Origin of the sequence: Bacillus sp. A01H (assembly GCF_045277205.1) — a bacterium.
Lineage (GTDB): Bacteria > Bacillota > Bacilli > Bacillales > Bacillaceae_G > Bacillus_A > Bacillus_A paranthracis.
The window spans coordinates 2,962,457-2,981,549 of record NZ_CP117702.1; the positions used below are offsets into that span (position 1 = coordinate 2,962,457).

General features: G+C 34.5%; 21 protein-coding genes and 1 pseudogene. 5 read left to right on the plus strand and 17 right to left on the minus strand.

Going from position 1 to position 19,093, the window contains the following annotated elements; all coding sequences use genetic code 11:
• Nucleotides 1-68: 68 nt before the first annotated feature.
• The gene (locus tag PSR14_RS15625; protein WP_001026161.1) at nt 69-374 is read left to right on the plus strand and encodes an iron-sulfur cluster biosynthesis family protein; all 306 of its coding nucleotides are present in this window, start codon (nt 69-71) and stop codon (nt 372-374) included.
• A 32-nt stretch (nt 375-406) separates the two neighbouring features.
• Nucleotides 407-1,177 (plus strand): DNA alkylation repair protein, encoded by a 771-nt coding sequence (locus tag PSR14_RS15630; RefSeq protein ID WP_000049974.1) that lies wholly within the window; start codon nt 407-409, stop codon nt 1,175-1,177.
• A 169-nt stretch (nt 1,178-1,346) separates the two neighbouring features.
• Here the strand turns inward: PSR14_RS15630 and PSR14_RS15635 are convergent, their stop codons facing one another.
• Nucleotides 1,347-2,114: a MerR family transcriptional regulator gene (locus PSR14_RS15635; RefSeq protein WP_001090706.1), complete on the minus strand. Its 768-nt coding sequence runs from the start codon at nt 2,112-2,114 to the stop codon at nt 1,347-1,349.
• A 340-nt stretch (nt 2,115-2,454) separates the two neighbouring features.
• On the opposite strand from PSR14_RS15635, the gene PSR14_RS15640 reads away from it, so the two are divergent.
• Entirely contained in the window at nt 2,455-3,216 is a 762-nt protein-coding gene (locus PSR14_RS15640; protein WP_000828025.1) for a class I SAM-dependent methyltransferase, read from the plus strand.
• An 84-nt stretch (nt 3,217-3,300) separates the two neighbouring features.
• Here PSR14_RS15640 and PSR14_RS15645 read toward each other — a convergent pair whose 3' ends face one another.
• The 3 genes and pseudogenes from PSR14_RS15645 to PSR14_RS15655 form a co-directional block, all read right to left on the minus strand.
• On the minus strand, nt 3,301-3,486 hold the full coding sequence (locus PSR14_RS15645) for an antitoxin VbhA family protein (RefSeq protein ID WP_000143190.1): 186 nt from the start codon (nt 3,484-3,486) through the stop codon (nt 3,301-3,303).
• Between the two features lie 30 nt (nt 3,487-3,516).
• Nucleotides 3,517-4,593, minus strand: a complete 1,077-nt coding sequence (locus PSR14_RS15650) for a hypothetical protein (RefSeq protein WP_001997760.1) — start codon at nt 4,591-4,593, stop codon at nt 3,517-3,519.
• 119 nt (nt 4,594-4,712) lie between these two features.
• A pseudogene (locus PSR14_RS15655) lies at nt 4,713-5,225 on the minus strand (NUDIX hydrolase); the annotation flags it as partial.
• Nucleotides 5,226-5,420: 195 nt separating this feature from the next.
• On the opposite strand from PSR14_RS15655, the gene PSR14_RS15660 reads away from it, so the two are divergent.
• Entirely contained in the window at nt 5,421-6,053 is a 633-nt protein-coding gene (locus tag PSR14_RS15660; protein ID WP_071713438.1) for a CmcI family methyltransferase, read from the plus strand.
• 33 nt (nt 6,054-6,086) lie between these two features.
• On the opposite strand, the gene lepB (PSR14_RS15665) is transcribed toward PSR14_RS15660, so the two are convergent.
• Together lepB (PSR14_RS15665) and PSR14_RS15670 are read right to left on the minus strand one after the other, a co-directional pair.
• On the minus strand, nt 6,087-6,608 hold the full coding sequence (lepB, locus tag PSR14_RS15665) for a signal peptidase I (protein ID WP_000806877.1): 522 nt from the start codon (nt 6,606-6,608) through the stop codon (nt 6,087-6,089).
• Nucleotides 6,609-6,689: 81 nt separating this feature from the next.
• Nucleotides 6,690-8,843 (minus strand): penicillin-binding protein 2, encoded by a 2,154-nt coding sequence (locus tag PSR14_RS15670; protein ID WP_113732367.1) that lies wholly within the window; start codon nt 8,841-8,843, stop codon nt 6,690-6,692.
• A gap of 289 nt (nt 8,844-9,132) precedes the next feature.
• On the opposite strand from PSR14_RS15670, the gene PSR14_RS15675 reads away from it, so the two are divergent.
• Complete coding sequence (locus PSR14_RS15675) at nt 9,133-9,714, plus strand: hypothetical protein (protein WP_000132272.1); 582 nt, start codon at nt 9,133-9,135, stop codon at nt 9,712-9,714.
• A gap of 55 nt (nt 9,715-9,769) precedes the next feature.
• Here PSR14_RS15675 and PSR14_RS15680 read toward each other — a convergent pair whose 3' ends face one another.
• The 11 genes from PSR14_RS15680 to spoIIP all read right to left on the minus strand — a co-directional run bounded on the left by PSR14_RS15680 (nt 9,770) and on the right by spoIIP (nt 18,998).
• Nucleotides 9,770-10,498, minus strand: a complete 729-nt coding sequence (locus PSR14_RS15680; RefSeq protein ID WP_001183815.1) for an NAD-dependent protein deacylase — start codon at nt 10,496-10,498, stop codon at nt 9,770-9,772.
• A 76-nt stretch (nt 10,499-10,574) separates the two neighbouring features.
• Nucleotides 10,575-11,222, minus strand: a complete 648-nt coding sequence (pcp, locus tag PSR14_RS15685) for a pyroglutamyl-peptidase I (protein WP_000859733.1) — start codon at nt 11,220-11,222, stop codon at nt 10,575-10,577.
• A 16-nt stretch (nt 11,223-11,238) separates the two neighbouring features.
• Nucleotides 11,239-12,201, minus strand: a complete 963-nt coding sequence (locus PSR14_RS15690; protein WP_048557745.1) for a DUF979 domain-containing protein — start codon at nt 12,199-12,201, stop codon at nt 11,239-11,241.
• A 1-nt stretch (nt 12,202) separates the two neighbouring features.
• Complete coding sequence (locus PSR14_RS15695; RefSeq protein ID WP_000239804.1) at nt 12,203-12,898, minus strand: DUF969 domain-containing protein; 696 nt, start codon at nt 12,896-12,898, stop codon at nt 12,203-12,205.
• A gap of 23 nt (nt 12,899-12,921) precedes the next feature.
• A complete protein-coding gene (gene pxpA / locus PSR14_RS15700) occupies nt 12,922-13,683 on the minus strand; it encodes a 5-oxoprolinase subunit PxpA (protein ID WP_000207334.1) in 762 nt (253 codons plus the stop codon).
• A 12-nt stretch (nt 13,684-13,695) separates the two neighbouring features.
• On the minus strand, nt 13,696-14,691 hold the full coding sequence (locus tag PSR14_RS15705; protein WP_098487301.1) for a biotin-dependent carboxyltransferase family protein: 996 nt from the start codon (nt 14,689-14,691) through the stop codon (nt 13,696-13,698).
• On the minus strand, nt 14,682-15,395 hold the full coding sequence (pxpB, locus tag PSR14_RS15710) for a 5-oxoprolinase subunit PxpB (protein WP_074543690.1): 714 nt from the start codon (nt 15,393-15,395) through the stop codon (nt 14,682-14,684). Before pxpB ends, PSR14_RS15705 begins: the two co-directional genes overlap by 10 nt.
• A gap of 14 nt (nt 15,396-15,409) precedes the next feature.
• A complete protein-coding gene (locus tag PSR14_RS15715; protein ID WP_000026387.1) occupies nt 15,410-16,162 on the minus strand; it encodes an IclR family transcriptional regulator in 753 nt (250 codons plus the stop codon).
• A 257-nt stretch (nt 16,163-16,419) separates the two neighbouring features.
• Nucleotides 16,420-16,971 carry a signal peptidase I gene (gene lepB / locus PSR14_RS15720; protein WP_000662493.1) on the minus strand — a complete coding sequence of 184 codons (552 nt, stop codon included), beginning with the start codon at nt 16,969-16,971 and terminating at the stop codon, nt 16,420-16,422.
• Nucleotides 16,972-16,994: 23 nt separating this feature from the next.
• Nucleotides 16,995-17,672 (minus strand): copper homeostasis protein CutC, encoded by a 678-nt coding sequence (locus PSR14_RS15725; protein ID WP_000895083.1) that lies wholly within the window; start codon nt 17,670-17,672, stop codon nt 16,995-16,997.
• A 195-nt stretch (nt 17,673-17,867) separates the two neighbouring features.
• Nucleotides 17,868-18,998 carry a stage II sporulation protein P gene (spoIIP, locus tag PSR14_RS15730; RefSeq protein WP_001045277.1) on the minus strand — a complete coding sequence of 377 codons (1,131 nt, stop codon included), beginning with the start codon at nt 18,996-18,998 and terminating at the stop codon, nt 17,868-17,870.
• Nucleotides 18,999-19,093: the final 95 nt, after the last annotated feature.

Here is a 19,093-nt window from a genome sequence, read left to right on the forward strand (position 1 = left end):
CCTCTTTGCTTCCCTATTTCTTCTGTTTTTGCAATAATAAAGGAAATATAAATAAAGGTTGGGATACAATGAACATTCGCATTACTGATGAAGCAATAGCAGCTATACATAGATTAGAACGTGAAGATAAAAAAATCATTCGCATTAGAGGGACAATGACAAACTCTTGTAGTATTTTCGTTGATGTCGATTTAATTTGGGATACATATGTTGCAGATGATGTTGTATATGAAGATGCAGACCTTATCGTACAAATGGATTCATTTACGAAAGACTACACTGGTGATACGGTGAAGCTTGATTATAAAACGACAGGTTTTAGTATTACGACTCCGAGTGAGACTTTAGTTTATGGATTGTCGATTAAAAAATAAAAATGCTTTTAACTGACCACCGAGGTGAAAAAATGAGTAAATATGTTCCATTAAAATTTTTATTTAACGAAGAATTGGCAGAAAAAATGGCTGATTCTATTTGTAAACACGATCCTACTTTCTCTAAAAGAAACTTTGTGTCTTCCGTAACATGTAAAGTTGAAAATTTAGAGTTAAAGCAGCGTATTGAAGTAATGGCAGATGAATTACACAATGCTTTACAAAAAGATTTTAATGAAGCAATACATATATTACTGAAAACATTAGGACCAGAAAATACAACAGAAGTAGGCACATTTACAAACGGATATATGTACATGCCTATTGCAAAATACGTTGAAAAATATGGGCTTAACGATTTTGAAACCTCATTCAACGCCATGTATGAAATAACGAAAAGGAATACTGCTGAATATGCCATTCGGCCTTTTCTTCAAACATACCATGAAGACACACTAAACATATTACAAAAGTGGATTCATGATGAAAACAGTCACATTAGAAGATTAGTTTCTGAAGGTACGAGACCTAGACTTCCTTGGGCTAAAAAAATAGGAGCTCTGAAAGGTGACTTTCAGTACAATTTACAGCTTCTTGAGCCTTTAATGAATGACCCTTCTAAATATGTTCAAAAATCTGTAGCCAATCATATTAACGATATTACGAAAGAAGATAAAGAATTCGTTTTTCAATGGTTGCAGCAATTACGTGATAAACAGCATCCAGTTAATCCTTGGATTATAAAACATGGGTTACGAACGGTGATTAAAAATGGTACTTTACCAAAAGATTTTTGTTTTTGAGTATTTTAAACAAAAACGCGTATGCTTCAAAAATAAAGCATACGCATTTCTTTCTTTTAAATACAGCAATAACAAACGTATTTTTCCAACATTCCACTTCTTCAATGAAAGGTCTATAGCATTATTTCGATAAAGCTAAACCACCTACCATTGCTCATAAAATCTATCCCTATTCCATTTCTACTTGCTTCATATAATATTCCATCGCTTCATTAAGCCATTTTTGTTCATCTTCTGCGAAAGGCGAAGGTATCATATTTTCAAGTTCTTGCATATCCAGTTCTTCCACACTAGTATTAGCTAACTTTTGTATCAGATCCTCATTAAGAAATGAAAAAGACTCTTCAATATATTCCTTAATCATCTCTTGTACTTTCGAATCCTCGACTGGTTTACCATATAATTGCTTAACCTTTTTAGACAAGTGAATAAACGTTTTATCCAAAGCAATTTTATCTTCTTCTGATTTCTTTGATATTTCTTCCACGATATCCGTTAACTTATGGCGTTCCGTCCATTCTTTGTGTGTATGTTCAGTATTCATACCGTAAATAAGACTAAATAATACAGTACTATCTACCTCTTCTTCCTCTTCGACTAACTTCATTACTCTTTTAATTACTTGCATTGATTGCTCAATTTGTTCTTGTTCTCTTTCTAACACTTGCAAATGGAGAGACAAGCTTTCATTCAGATCAACGCTAAAGCTTGATTCATGTAACAAATTAGCGACTTTATCTAGACTATAGCCTAGAAATTTTAAACTTATAATTTTTTGTAAGGTTATAATATCTTGATATTTATAAATGCGGTGCCCTGAAGAAGGATTCTTTTCTGGTTGTAACAATCCAATTTCATCATAGTAATGCAAAGTAGGAATTGGTATGCCCGTTTTTTTCGAGAATTCTCCAATAGAAAACTTTTTATCCGTATTCATGTAAATCCCCCTATTAAAAATATAAATTCATTATAAAACCTAAAGTAACTAGAGGTTCAAGAGGATAATTCAAGAAAATTCAAAAACGTTAAAATTCATGTAATCAATACGTATTGCACTATTTCATTTAATGGCCCAATTATTGAAGAGCATAACCTTCCCTCACAAATTCAAAGGACTTTCACTTACTTATCCCGAATATATAAATAACCATTCTCACAAGGAGCGAATTTATATGAATCTATTCGAGCACGAAACGTAAAACCGCTTCTCTTTCATAAGAGGTCCTCCTTTTTCTTTTTTCATCATATCATTCATTGAAAAATAGGAGGACATAATTATGAAACGTAATCTATTATTTTTAACTTTATTAGAAAGTGCAAATACACATTTTAGCGGTTGGGATTTTTCTTTTATTTCAGAAACGGGCCGAATGAAGAGCGAGCCTTTATCATGGTCGTACGGTAGCACTGCTTATCAGCTTATGCAACGTGCTAAAGCAATGCTCGATATGGGTACTGGCGGCGGAGAGTTTTTATCTATGTTACAATCGTTCCCACCAACTATTTATGCGACTGAGGGTTATGCACCAAACTTGCCAATTGCTCGGAAGAAATTAGAACCTTTAGGGGTTACAGTTGTGGCAGTAATTGATGATACTGCTTTACCATTTCAAGATGAACAATTTGATTTCATTATGAATCAACATGAATCCTATTCTGCTTCTGAGGTAAATAGAATACTTTCTCCTAATGGAATATTTCTTACACAACAAGTTGGTGGTCTCGATTGTGCGGAACTAAATGAGCAGTTTAACGCACCGCTAAATAACGAATTTGCAAGTTGGTCTCTTGAAACAGCATGTAGTGAGTTAAAGGAAAATGGATTTACTATTTTAGAAGCAAAAGAAGAGTTTCCTTTCCAACGCTTTTACGACATTGGTGCTATTGTCTATTATTTAAAAGCAATTCCGTGGCAAATCCCTAATTTTACTGTCGAAAGGTATTATGAGGAATTATATCGTATACATAAAGTCATCTTACAAAAAGGTTATTTTGATGTGACGCAACATCGTTTTCTGATTAAGGCGATTCGCAGTTAATCATGGAGCATATGAAAAAGAGATGGATCTACCATCTCTTTTTCCCCGTTTATTTTTAAAAATTTTGTGGTGGTTTCTAGATTGTTAAGTACGTCCACGTCTTGCAATCACATCAGCTAATGTAATAAGTTGCTCGTGCGTTATCTTTCCGGATACCTTTTCTTTTATAATTTTTTCCATTTCCTTTGTAACAGTCATGCCTTCTATTTCTAGACTCGCTTTGGCCGCCTCGAAAGCTTTATTTAGTTCTTCCTCGTTTTTGAATGTCATAATTTGAGTCACTCCCTTCAAATCATTTTTTTACTCTTTTAATACAAGAAAGGTAATATCATCCCATTTCCTCTCTAATTGTAAAGTAGTCTTTTCAATACTTCCTCCTGTTAACAAATCATATCCTTCAATCTCAGCTACCAATTGTTTCGTTTTACTCTTTGGATTCATATCTTTGTATAAGATGTATAACTTATTACCATGTACTTGTATATCCGAAATCCCTTTGTCCTCTCTAGCGATTTTTGTATCACTCTGCAGTGAATATGTACGTATGATATTCAAATTCTCATCTAACTCTTTTATTTTTTCATCATGATTTAAAACGTACACCTTATTATCATACACCTGCACTAAAACAGGTATGAATTGCTTGTCATTTAATACCGTTTCTTTTTCTACTACTTTAGTTTTCGGGTTTATCATCATTAATTTGGAAGGCAGCTTTTGATTTACATTATCACTTAATGCGAGTATTAGTTTATCTTTATACTTTTGAAAAATTACTTTTTGAGGAGTTGGTGCAAAATACACATTTTCATTAGGAATTTCAAATTCGTTTGTTTTTTTATTTGTGACCAAATCTATTTCTGAAATATATACTTTGTCTAGCGTTTGTGAAAATGCGTATATATGATTCTCAATAATATGCGCACCTTGAATCGTTCCCTTTAGTTCTACACTTTCTTGCCTTTTATCATTCTCTTTCCAATATACGAGTTCACTTGTATATCCTTTCTTTTCGTCTACCAGCCCAATGTTCACATCATAAAATTTATAACCTTGTTCTGCATGGATGAAATATGCCCCTGCGTTTACATCTTGTAATTGTTTCGGTCTACTGATTTCTTGCACCTTACCAGTCTTATCAATTGCATAATGATTGTTATTTCTATTTGATGAAAAGTAGTATCCCTTTTCATCTTTTGCATTGCTCATCATACTTTGACCATCTACTTCCATTTTACTAATCGTATTTCCTTTCTTATCATATGCATATATGTAACCACCATCTTTCATTGCATTTGAATAGGATACTAAATAGTCCGCTTGTTGAATGTTTTTAAGTTCTTTATCACTTTTAGAACAAGCTACCAAAAGGAACATCGTACATATAACGATTATGGCCATTCTGAAACATATCATCACCTCGCATATATAATGAAAGCAATCAACATACAAATGCTAATTGCTCTTTGAAATATTTTATTAACTTGAGTATGAAAGAGTTTTTTTACATATCGTGTGTTCGCATTATCATCTGTCAAAAATGAAGTTGTGTAATGAATAATATTCCCGTTATCGTACGTGAATATATGCTCTAACTTATTTTCTTCTGTTAATACTATTGGTAAGTATTTTGGTAAATTGCTAACTACACCTCTATTATCCTTATTTAATATCCAATCAATTTCTTTCCATTCTAATAATCCTTCCGTCGTACTTACTGGCGTGTCCATATGTACTCCATCTGGCAGGTCAGCAAGGAATACATACATTCCTTCACGCCCCTGAGACTCGTCCTTACTTTTAAAAACGACATTCCCTTTATACGTTACACTTGGAAGATCTATGCCTGTTTCTTCAAGCGTTTCTCTAATTATTCCTTCATATGGCGTTTCATTATCTTCAATTTTTCCGCCAACACCATTCCACATTCCCATATTCGGCTTTTTATTTCTATTCAATAAGAGTATTTTATTTCCTTTTCTAATGAAACAAATTGTGCACTTATACATACGTTTCTTTCCTTTCTTTTTCCCCTCATCTAAAAATTTAAACAGCATTTTGATTAGACTTGCTGCATAAAAAAATTCTTATTATACAAACAACTGTTTTTTTAATGAGGTATTTTGCTCATTTTTATTCAAAAACATTCTCCTTACAATCATATCTCACATAATATATTGTACAACTTTCGTTTCCAGAAAGGAGTGTTCAAAATCGATAACATAAGCAGCGAATTTTTAAAACAATTTTACGATAGTCGAGTCTGGTTATATGATACACATTGGCTTGGAGTCCCCATTCTCAAACTTCCTTCTGATCTTTTTTTGTATCAAGAAATGATTTACGAATTAAAACCCGATTTAATTATTGAATGTGGCACTTGTTATGGTGGTAGCGCACTGTATTTAGCTTCCATTTTAGATTTAATTGGAAAAGGTCATGTTCTTACTATTGATATATTTCCACAACCAAATCGTCCATCCCATGATCGTATTACGTATTTAACAGCTTCTTCTGTTTCAGTAACCGCTGTGCAAACAATATTAAGTATGCGCAAACCTAATGATGTAATTTTAGTTATTTTAGATTCTGATCATAGTAAAGAGCATGTAGCAAAAGAATTGTTGCTTTATAAATCTATCGTTACTAAAGGCAGTTATATTATAGTAGAAGATACATCTATTAATGGAAATCCTGTTTCTCCTGATTGGGGACCTGGCCCAATGGAAGCTGTTGAAGAGTTTTTAGCTACAAACAACAATTTCATAATCGATGAATCTAAGCATAAGTTTTTCATATCGTTTAACCCAAAAGGTTTTTTAAAGAAGATAAAGTGAAACGTTAATAAGTGGGGATAGAGAAACCCCCACTTATTCTATGATCTTCATTTTTGAAAAAGGATAATATACAAATTCCACTTTGCCTATTATATTATCTTCTTCAATATATCCTAAACCGTTTCGACTATCTCTACTAAGTTCACGATTATCTCCCATTACAAATAATTTATTTGGTGGGATTTTTGTCTTTTGAAAGTTATAAAACACTTGCGTATTATTGAATAAATCTTTATTTGTATACGGTTCTTCTTGTTTTTTATCATTCACATATACAGATCCATTCGTTATGTTAATTACATCACCAGGAAGCCCTATTACTCGTTTTACATAATATTTTGACTCATCCTCTTCCTTTATAATGACAATTTCTCCATGCTCTAAATCGGAAAAATGTACTGCTGCTTTATTTACAAATACGTAGTCTTCTTCATATAAAGTCGGTTGCATTGATTTCCCTTCCACTTTACATAAAGTAAAAGAATGATAGGCTATTACCAAAACAAACACGAAGAGTATGTATTTCCCCCAACCTCTTTTAATCTCCTGTTTCATATCCATTCCCACCTTATTCAAACGCTTTTTAAATCAAAAATATATCACTGCACCATATGTCTCAATGCAGTGATATTATTTTTACTGGGCCTTGTTCAGCTGCTCTACTGGGACTGGATTTCCACCTGCTCTTTTCGCTTTCAATTCAAAATACGCATCCAAAATCTCTTTACCAATCGCGGAATTAATTCCTGATTTGTCATCATTTACCCATGGTACAACAACTGAAAAAGCTACTTCCGGATCAGCATCATACGGCGCATAACCGGCAAGAGTTAAATTATAACATTTTTTTCGATTATTGTTTTCATCTCTTCCAATTTCACTTTCTCCACCATACACAGTTTCAGCTGTCCCTGTTTTTCCAGCTGGTTTATATGGTAATCCTTTAAACGTTGCAGTACCTGTTCCGTCATTCTCTTGAAAAACTCTTCTAAATCCTTCTTTTACATGATTAATGTATGAAGTGTTCATATCCACTCGATTTAAAATAACTGGTTCAATAGATCGAATAACTTTTCCAACATCCTCTGGTCTATGTGGTTGTTCTCTCACTTCTTGCACAATTTGCGGTTTCATTCTGTAACCACCGTTTGCAATGGTTGAAATATATTGAGCAAGTTGAAGCGGCGTATATGTATCGTACTGTCCAATCGCATAATCAAGTAAAAAACCAGGTACGTTATCCGTTCTACCCATTTGACCAATCGATTCATTCGGCAAGTCAATACCAGTCGGTACACCTAAACCAAATTGTCTAAAATAGTAGCGCATTTTATTAAATGTCTCTTGTTTAATATCTAATGGATTGTTTGGCACATAATTTATACCTGCCATCTTTAATGCTGTATTAAACATATATACGTTTGATGAAACTTGTAAAGCTCTTAAATCATCAATATCACCAAAGTCTTTCCACGATTTCTTCGGCTTAGAGCTTCCTTTAAAATACATAGGTGCATCAAAGAAATGTGTATACGGCTTAATTGTGTCAGTTTGATAGCCGGCTAATAATGTAGCCCCTTTCACAGTTGACCCTAACTCATAAGAACTTGTCATCGTCCCTAAAGCATAGTCCTCTATTTGCATCCCGCCATCTTTATTTACAATTTTCTTTCCTGCCATCGATAAAATTTGACCGTTTTTCGGATTCATCATTACAACGAATGCACGATCCATCATCGGCTCTGCAGAATGAAATGCTCGTAAATTCTTTTCAAGACTTTCCTCTACTTTTTTCTGTAACTCCATATCTACTGTTAACATTAAATTATTTCCACTTTTTCCTTCGGTCACTTTTTCTGTCCGGATTATATTTCCTGCTTTATCTGTAATGCTTCTAGATTGCTCTTTCGTTCCATGTAATGCGTCTTCATATTGCTTTTCGATGTAACTCTTACCAATGCGGTCATTTCGGTTATAATCACGCACTAAATAATAATCTAATTGTTCCCTTGGCAATCCTTCATTTTCAGTAGAAACGCTACCAAGAATAGAACGAAGTATTTTATCATTTGGGTATTCACGTTCCCAGTCTACTGTCGTATCTACTCCGGGCAAGCTTGCCAATCTTTCACTTACGACTGCATATTCATTTTGACTTACATCTTTTTTAACGATTTGCGGCGTCATTTTATATCCCGCATTCATTTTGCTTTTAATAGCTAGTACTTCTAGGTCTTCTTTTGAAAGTTCGCTTAATTCTTCTTGTGTAATTCTTTCCCTACGTAACTCTTCCACTTTTTTATCTAATTCTTTTCCTTCTATCTCCTGCTTCCTAAATTTACTCTCATCTTCTTTCGTTACTTTTTCTGCTGCCCGCTTTTCATTTAACTGCATCCAAAAATCCTTTTTATCTGTTTCTGTTAACTTGTCTATATCCTCTGGCGACATTTCAATTAACTGGGCTAACTGTCTTGCTACTTTTAAAACTTCTTTCGAATCTACTCCTTTCATTTTCGTATATGTAACGGTTCGTAGTGGTTTGTTATTTACAATCACCTGACCTTGTCGATCAAACATTTTCCCTCTAGGAACAGGTGTACTTACCGTTACATCTTCCTTTTTGTTCACTTCATTTCTATACGTTTCTCCATCAATGATTTGTACTTTACCTAATTGAATTATAATAGCTGAAAATAAAAGAAAGACGATAAAAAATAGTACATTTAACCGAAAAGGAATATGAGTCTTTTTCTTTTTCGATTGTTTCTTCTGCTCCTTTTTCTGTCTCATTTCGCTCCCTCGCTTCATTCTATTAACATTTCTACATGGAACCATTATGTATCAAATTTATTTATATGATATATATAGAATTTTATATTAATTATAAAAGAAATAAAAGATTTAATTTTCAGTTTTTTGATTTTATATCCTATTTATTACCATTCCCTTAATGCACAATAACATGAATATTATTCTAAAAGAAAAATGGTACAAATTTATTTTTATACCATTATTTTACATTTATTTGTATACTAAAGAAATAAATTCATAAAAGACATTACTTAAGGAGAGAACGAAAATGACAGATTCATTTACAATACATACTAATGCGCCCCATTGTTTAAACTTTATGATTTATATTCAAAATATTTATCTCAACCAAAAAGAGAAAAAGGAAAATTTAAAATTTCCTTACATAGCAAGACAATTCAATTTTTCTACTAACTTTGAAGCAAATTTCAAAGAATTATGGCATTCACTTCGCAAACAAATGGCTAATGACAAGTATGATTCGCAAATTTTTTATGATGAAAACCATATCTTTTATGAGAATCTTTTTGATAATCATTTATGTAATAAAGAATTATTCAAAGAATTAATATGTAGTTTTAAAGTATGGTGGACTAGCATAGCAGGTCAGCTTTCATTAGAATGGTCTGTAAGTGATTTTAGTAGACAACTTTACGAAGACTTAGTTTTATATATAAAACAACACCAAATAAAACCTTTACAACAGCTACATATTAGCTTACTTTATGACGATTGTGTATTCGTTAAAAATAATACTACTTCTTACTCTGCTATTTTACCTACGAAACACTTTTTTATTAATTATAGAGATGTTGTTACTACATTATCGACATGTTTTCACGCTGCTTAGTATAACGATTACTCAAATAAAAAACTGAGGCGGATACCTCAGTTTTTTCGATAACTTATTTCCTTGAAGACAATCCGTCAACAAATTCACCAATCTTATTTTGAAAAACATAATCAAAGTTATATTCCTGTCCTGTTAACTCTTCATTTACTAAAATCGTTGTTGCTCCTACTTCCCTCTTTGCAATTTGCGGGAATGAAGCGACAGGCTGTACTTTGAGTGACGTCCCCATTACGAGAAGTACATCTGTTTCATATAAACGTTTTATCGCGTTTTGATATTGTGGCAATGTATCTCCGTATAACACAACGTCTGGATTTAAAATGAAATTACACTTCTGACAGCGCGGCACCTCATGATCAATCATATACTGCAAATCATATCCCGTTTTACACTTCGGACAATGTGCTGTTTGCAGTGTGCCGTGTAAATCAATAACATGTTTACTACCACCTAATTGATGTAAACCATCAATATTTTGCGTTAAAATCGTAATATCTTTCCCTTGTTCTTCTAGTTCTGCTAAAAAGCGATGTCCACGATTTGGCTTATATTGATGAAACGTATTAATTTGAAATATTTCTTTATAATGCTTCCAAAATTCTTTCGGACTTCGGTTATAGTACCCTCTTGATAAGTACATCTCCACATTCGCATCAGCATACAATCCATTTGCTGAACGAAAATCTGGGATACCACTTTCCGTACTTGCACCAGCGCCTGTTAATACTGTCATTTTCTTCGCTTTTTCTAAAATTGAACGTACTTCTTCAAATTGTTGCACAACAATCACCTCTATGTATTTTCCTATACTATATTATACCAGCTGTTTACAGGAGGTGTCGTACAATTCATTCTACTTAATGCGTCGTGCCACCAACCTCTACAATATCCACCTCAACGGTCGTCGTTACCTCAACTGCCAACTCTATCCCTTTACGAATAGTAGAAAGTGACATACTCGGTTGCCCTGGATAATTACTCGCTTGCTCTGGTAAAAACGGAATATGAATAAATCCGCCTTTCATTTTTGTATCATGTTTTTCTAGTTCATGCATGAGACCATAGAATAAATGATTACAAACGAACGTACCTGCTGTTTGTGAAACGGAAGCCGGTATACCTTCTTCTTGAAGTTTTTTTACAATTGCTTTCATCGGAAGTGTAGACCAATAAGCAGCTGGTCCTTCTTCTACGACTGGTACATCTACCGGCTGGTTTCCTTCATTGTCAGCAATTCTTGCATCATCAATATTAATTGCGACACGCTCTATCGTAATATCTGGTCTACCTCCAGCTTGTCCAATGCATATAATGAATTCCGGTGCTAGTTCTTCTATATACTCTTTTAATACACTGATTGATTTATGAAATACAGTGGGTACTTGTTTACTAATAATCTTGTATTCTCCGATTGTTTTTTCATGCAAACTTTTTGCGACTTCCCAAGCTGGATTGATACTTTCTCCACCGAACGGATCAAATCCTGTTAATAATACTGTTTTCATAGTTTTCCCCTCCTAATTAGAAACGATATACTAGGCCGTACATGATAAACATATTTATGATGAAGATTGAAAGAGCGATTGGTACTTGCGCTTTAATAACGGCATTTTTATCTTTCAGTTCTAAAAGCATTGCCGGAACGATATTAAAGTTTGCTGCCATTGGCGTAAGTAGCGTTCCGCAATATCCCGCAAACATACCAAGCGCTGCCATAATCGCTGGGTTTCCGCCGTGCATTTGTACAATTAAAGGTAAACCAATTCCGCCAGTAATAACGGCAAACGCTGCGAAAGCATTTCCCATTACGACTGTGAAAAGCATCATTCCTAAACAATACGCCATAACAGCAACGAACGGATACTCTGTCGGTAACACTTGTCCGACTAAATCAGAAACGACTTGTCCAACGCCAGATTTCGCGAAAATACCACCAAGTGCCGCTAACATTTGTGGTAAAATAACAGCCCAGCCGACAGCTTGTAATAGTCTGCTTCCTTCTTGTACAGGCGTTGTTATTTTCGATTTTGTAATACGCATCGCCGCAACGAATGCAAGTAATGCTCCTAATGCTAATGCTACTAGCGTTACTTTATCTGGATCAACAAGGGAGACATTTCCCCATTTAATTTTTCCTAACGTTAACGTACCGATAATTGTAAAAATAGGTATTAATAGTGCAGGCATAAAGATTTTATTTTTTAATTTATCCGCATGTTTTACACGTTGTTGTACTGGAACTTCTTTCTCCTCTGATTTTGTTACTTTATTTAGTGAAGCTAACACAACCATAGCGAGTACAATACAACCAACGTAAAACGAAGGGATTACATTTCCGAATAAAAATGTAACGGCAAACAACGCCCAAAATAGACTAGAACCAAATCGATTTGGATGTTCACGATCGAATGCGATACGAACGGCGATAAAGGCAACGATTATACCTAATACATAGTAGATTGTATCCATTGTGATGATGTTCATTTTATATCGCCTCCTTCTCTTCTTTTTCTTTTGATGTCATCGTTTTTGCTATATATTTATCAAACCTTCTAAATCTGATCCAGCTTACGATAAGTGCAGATATTGCAGTTGGAATACCCCAAAGCGCCATATCCCATACTCCGACATGCATACCTACTGAATCGAAGAATCCTTTCATTAATAAAATAGCACCAGTTGCGATAAAAATATCTTCTCCGAAAAACCAAGCTGTATTTTCCGCAGCCGCTGCATTTGCTTTAATCTTTTCTCTTAATTTTTCAGGGAGCTTACCGTATTTACCTTGCGCAGCCCCTTCTGCCATCGGTGCAACGAGTGGTCTTACTGTTTGTGCATGACCACCAATATTAAGCCCTAGTGCTGCTGATGATTCTCTTATCGTAAAATATGACATTAATACTCTTCCAGTTGTTGCACCTTTTGATTTCGTTATAAGTGCTTCTGCTCTTTCTTTCAAACCGTAACGCTCTAAAATTCCGATTACCGGTAAAGTTAGTATGATAGGCATAGACATATATCTATTTTCTATGAAAAATTTACCGAACATGCTAATCACATCATAAAAGCTTAATCCTGAAACCATACCAGTAACAATACCTGCAACCATAACGACTAAAAGTGTATTTAATCTAAATAAAAAGCCCACTGCAACTAGTAATATACCGATTAATTTCACCAATTCCAACACTTCCCCACATTTTTTTATTTCGGTGCACAAATAGAAATACCATTATGTTCGAATGTTCTGTATATTCTTTTCGCAAATTGTACTGCTTTTTCTCCATCACCGTGTAAACAAATCGTCTGCGCCTGAACGGCTACTTTCTGGCCGTTCACCGAATTTACATAGCCTTCTTTCACCATTTGAAGCACTTGCTTTATCGCTTCTTCTTCATTTTTTATAAGCGCATTTTCTTCCGTACGACTCGTTAATGTTCCATCTTGCTTATACGTACGATCTGCGAAAGCTTCTTGTACGAGAGTTATATTGTATTTTTCTGCAGCCTGTATAAACGCCTCGCTATTTGCTAATCCGTAAAGTAATAGACTTGGATTTATATGATATATTGCCTTTGCAATTGCATCTGCAATTTCCGGATTAGTTGCCGCCATATTATATAGAGCACCGTGTGGTTTCACATGATGCATCTTCCCGCCAGCTGCTTTTACAAAACCGTCTAATGCACCAATTTGATATAGAACATAATCGTATACTTCACTTGCTGGAACGTTCATATTCCTTCTACCAAATCCAATTAAATCTGGAAATCCGGGGTGTGCCCCTATCGCAACGTTATGTTGCATTGCCTTTTCAACTGTTTGACGCATAACGGACGGATCACCTGCATGAAAACCGCAAGCAACGTTTATTGAGGAAACGAACGGGAGAATTTCATCATCATTCCCCATTTTATAAGCGCCAAAACTTTCTCCTAAATCACAATTTAAATCAATTGTAGTCACACTGTTTCCCTCCTAATTCCAGCTTCGTAAAGCAATGAATTTCTTTAATAGATTCATATTTACTTCTTGTTCTATGTACAATTGTTCCGCTTCTTCAAGCGAAATTTTCTCAAAAGAAACATAGTCCCCCGGCTTTAGCTGGGCAAGAAGAGGTAAATCTATTGAAATGATATTTCCCATTCTCGGATAGCCACCTGTCGTTTGCCTATCTGCCATTAATATAATCGGCTGTCCACCATTAGGAACTTGAATGGTTCCAAATGTAACAGGACTCGATAAAATCTCTTTTTCTTCCATCCTATTTAATACTTCTCCCTCAACCCTATAGCCCATACGGTCAGCATAATTAGATACCTTATACTCTTTCGTAAAAAATGCCTTTCTACTTTCTTCTGTAAATTGATTATATTCAAAGTCAACTATGACACGAAGCTTAGGATGTTTCTTATACTTTGGTAGTACGCTGTTGCTAATTGCCCATTTCGTTTTTATTCTCTCATCTTTTTGTAAGTCTTGAATGAAACGATTCGCCATTTCTGGTTGTACACCAATTTGGAAGTAGTCACCCTTTTTCACCATTCTTCCTTCTATACCTCCAATCGCAGCACGTATGTAAGTACTTTTGCTTCCCATCGTACGATCAATATGGATACCACCTGCAAAAGTCACATACGTTCTGCAACCACTTTTCACTTTTCCAAAGCAAAGCATACTACCTTCTTCCGCTAAAATGGGACGCCATAATGGTATACGCTCCCCATTCAGTAACGGTTCCATATCCGCACCGCCAATCGCAAGTAACGTCGTTTTCTTTATTAACAATTTCGGTCCCATAATCGTCATTTCGAGTGCCGCTTCATTCTCTTCATTACCAACTAACATATTGATCATCCGAAGTGCACTTTGATCCATCGCCCCGCCAACTGGCACACCGTATTGTTGATAATGAGATCGTCCTAAATCTTGGACTGTTGTAAACATTCCCGCATGCAAAACTTCTACATCCATTCTTTAGCCCCCTCAAGTGATACGTATTCTTCTTTCGTTATTGGGATAAATCGTAAATACATACCGCTTTGAATATAGGTTGGTGTTTCTTCTTCCGGATTAAATAACGAGATTGGTGTTCGGCCAATAATATTCCATCCACCCGGTGTTTCAAGCGGATAAATACCTGTTTGATTTCCGCCAATCCCTACCGAACCAGGAGAGATTTGTAACCGTGGTGTTTTTTTTCTAGGTGTTTCTAGTTCTTTTGATAGTCCTCCTAAATATGGGAACCCTGGTGTAAAGCCTAACATATATACAAAATACGTTGTTTCACTATGTATGCGAATGACATCTTCTACTTGTAAACCGTGATAATGTGCGACCTCTTCTAAATCAGGTCCATATTCTCCCCCGTAACAAACGGGTATAGAAATATGTTTCACATCTCGTTTCAGCTCTTCCTTATACGTATCTAACATTCCAGTTATATATTGGCATACGTAATCATATGATCTTATCTTTCTATCATTTCCCTTCCATACTTCATACAAATTGTAGTAAACGGCTAATGAAGTAAACGACGGAACACATTCAACCATCCCTACAAACGGATGTTGCTGCAACGCTTGAAATAGTCGTTGTACTTTTTCGTATACATCCATCCCGATTCCTTCACCAAATGTAACAATAATTGCTTGATCCCCTAACGCAGAAAATTTCATCCTACTCCCTCTTTCTATGCCAAAAAGCCAAGTTCTTTCGAAATGCGATTCGCTGTCTCTTTCACCTTCGCGATAAAATATGAAATGTTACTTTCGCTGTACTCAATTGCTAATCCTGAAATACTAATGCCTGCTACAACCGTTCCATCATTTGCGAAAATGGGCGCTGCTATAGCCGCTGTATGATTTTCTAACTCAGAATAGCTAATGGTGTGTCCTTCCTTTTTCGCCATTTGTAACACTTCTAGCAACTGTTTCTTATCTACGATTGTTCCATCTGCAAATTGTTTTAAATTCGTTTCCTCTATGTATTTCCGTTTCTTTTCCTCAGAAAAATACGATAGTAAAATTCTCGGACATGCACCGGCATAAAGTGGCGCTCTTCTTCCAACCGCCGTATACACACGTACAGGCTGAACGCCTTCCATCTTTTCCACATAAATCGCATCATTACCATCTTGAATAATTAAATTAACTGCCTGCCCTAAACTATCTCTAAGCTCTTTCATATATGGAATCGCAATATTTCTTACGGATAGTCTTTGTGAAACAAGTTGACCGAACCGTAAAAACACAACTCCTAAACGATATTTCCCCTTCTCATTTTTTTGTAAAAACTCCATTTCTTCTAACGAACCAATTAAACGATAAACAGATGTTTTCGGCATACTCGTAAGCTGAACCATCTCTGTTAAACTGAGCTCTTCATGCTCATAAAACAACTCTAAAATGTCCATTGTCTTAACTGCCGTTTTATTTATACTCATTCTATCTCCCTCTTGTTCCGAATTTCGGAACTTAAATTCCGTTTTTCGAAACAAACATATAATTTAAAATTATAAAATATTCTTTCAATTCTATCAATATATTTTTCAGCTACTTAACCTTTATGTAAGGTCAATACAAAATAAAATTTAGAAATAATGATGGTTCTCTTTCAAAACCTCAAGTTATAGCAGAACCAAACGTTTAAATAAATAGGCATAAAAAAAGTATGGAAGAATATTTCTCCCATACTTTTTCTTTATAACGCTCTTACTTGTTTCAACGGCCAGAAAACAGCTTGTCCTTTTCCGACAATTTCATCTTCTGAAATAAACCCAAACATACGACCGTCTTTAGAAACTTCACGATTATCCCCTAAAACAAATACTTGGCCTTCTGGCACTTTCGTTTTTCCTGTGATTTGTTCTAACGTAAAGTCTGGAGTTAATACACGGCCTGCTGCTTTTTCTTTAAACTCTTTTAAATATGGTTCTTCCATCGCTTTTCCGTTTACATATAAAACATCATTTTTATACTCAACTGTATCACCTGGTAAACCAATTACTCGTTTTACTAAATCGTATCCTTCTTTTCCATGAAAGACGATAATATCAAAACGTTCTAATCCACTTATACTGTAACCAATCTTGTTCACGAGAACTCGTTCGTTATTTTCTAAAGTGGGCATCATCGATTCGCCTTGTACTAATGACGGTGTAAATAAAACACCGCGAATAATTGCGATTAATACAAGGGTAAATCCTATCGTTTTCGCCCATGAGAATAATTCTTTCTTCGTATTTTCCTTCATCGTTTCTCCTCTTTCTTAATTGTTTATTGTATGATTTGAACTAATTCTTGTACGAAATTAGGATCAATTTCAGCAAAACATGATTTCCCTTCTCTTACCGCTGTACCGACATGAGCTTGCGAAATTCCAGTTTCATTTAGCAATTGCTTTATATTTTCTTTCGTTACACCAGCTCCAACTACAAGCTGAATTTGACCATCGCTTACCTTTTGCATATCTGTAAGCACCGGAATATTATCAACTATATTCCCTTGTCCACCTGAAGTTAAGACGTGAGTCACTTTATGAAACTTCTTTAACGTTCTCATCGCTTCTACTGGATTTTCCGTGTCGTCTATTGCACGGTGATATGTGACATTTATCCCATCTACCACAGATAATAAATTCGCTAGTTTCTCTTCATCCACTTCATTTCTTTCATTTAATACACCTAATACAACACCAGCTACTCCTAAATTCTGAGCAACTACAATATCTTCTTTCATCATTTCAATTTCTTCTTCCGTATATGTAAAAGACTTCGCATGCGGACGAATCATAACGTGAATTGGTATATGTACTGCTTCTACCGCTTTTTTTATAAATGCATAACTCGGCGTTAAACCGCCTTCTGTATAAGATGAAATTAATTCAATTCGCTTCCCGCCAGCTCGTTCAATTCGTTTCACGTCTTCTAAACATGTTGCAATAACCTCTAGCATGAGATAACCTCTTTTCGTGCTTTTTTCTTATTATACAGTAGGTGAAATAAGAAGCATAGCATTCTCCTATAAAACGATAAAAAGAAGAATGAAAAGAAAGATTTTTTAACTACTAACATCTATTGGTAATTTTATTTTCTACAAAAAAGGAGTAACCTCCTAGCACTTCCGACTAGGTGTCACTCCTTTTTTATTTTAGTTATTTTTCTTAGTTACTTCATTATAATAATGGCTAAATGCTTCTACTAATGCGTCTACGGAAGCATACAGTTCTTCTGGAGTATTATCTACCCCTCCCATTTCAATAAGTAATGCATTTGGAGAAAGATCTTGATTATATACTCCATTCCCGCTTTTACGATCTTTAATAAAAATGCCTCGGCTTAAACCGTAATACTTCTCGTCTAAATATGAATTGATTGCTGTTACTATTTTTTTATTTTTTTCATAGTTAGGATTTTCTCGACCTAAAATAAAATAGAGTCGTGCATAATCCTTTCCATTAATCGTTTTCTTCGTAATATTTTTTCGTGCATCGTCCCTATGAAGATCAATGGGAAACATAATATTTTTATCTTGTGCTAATTTTTCTTGTAATATTTGACGAGATCCTTTGTAAGATTGGGCCCAGTTTAAATTTTTATTTCGTAGAAAATCCCTCATATTTGTCGTATCATGTGAAACGCCTATTCCTTTTTCTTCTAACTTTTGTTTTAAATAATTTCCAACAAACGTAATATTCACTTCATTATTTGTACTAGAGGCATCATCAGGTTTAGTAGCACCTGGAATGAGAGGAATAAACGACTCCCAACTATGTGTATGATAAATAAAAACTTTATTTTCACCGTTATTTTGTGTATTTGAATTGTTTTCTTTCTCACTCTTTGGGTGTTTAACAGCAGTACCTTTATCTTGAATATTCTCTAAAGGAATGCTGGATTCTTCAGGAATGTTCGTATAATCTGTTCCTTCCCCGGCAATTAATATTTCTGAATAAAATTGATTCATATTTGGAAGTTCTCGAGTTAATAAGCTCCGGAGGTCATTTACATTAATATTTGTAGAAAGTGAAAGTAAAAAAGATTCCAAAGACGCTCGTCCTTTTTCTTTATGAAATTCTTCGGCAAAATAACGATTTTCACTGCCTATCATATACATAAGGCCTTTCGTAGAATTCGTTCCTAATAATTGATTAATATAATAAGATTTAAATACGTTTGAATTACTAGAAATGAAGAATGAAGTGAGAATACATATAATTGTGAATAAAAGACATATCATTACATACTTTATATTAAATACTTTCAGTTTCACTTTATTCATTTTATATCTCCCTTCATTTACTATATTCTTACGCATAATTTTCAATGAATATGATTACTAATTTAATAGAATCGTCTCAACTACTATTTTTTCAG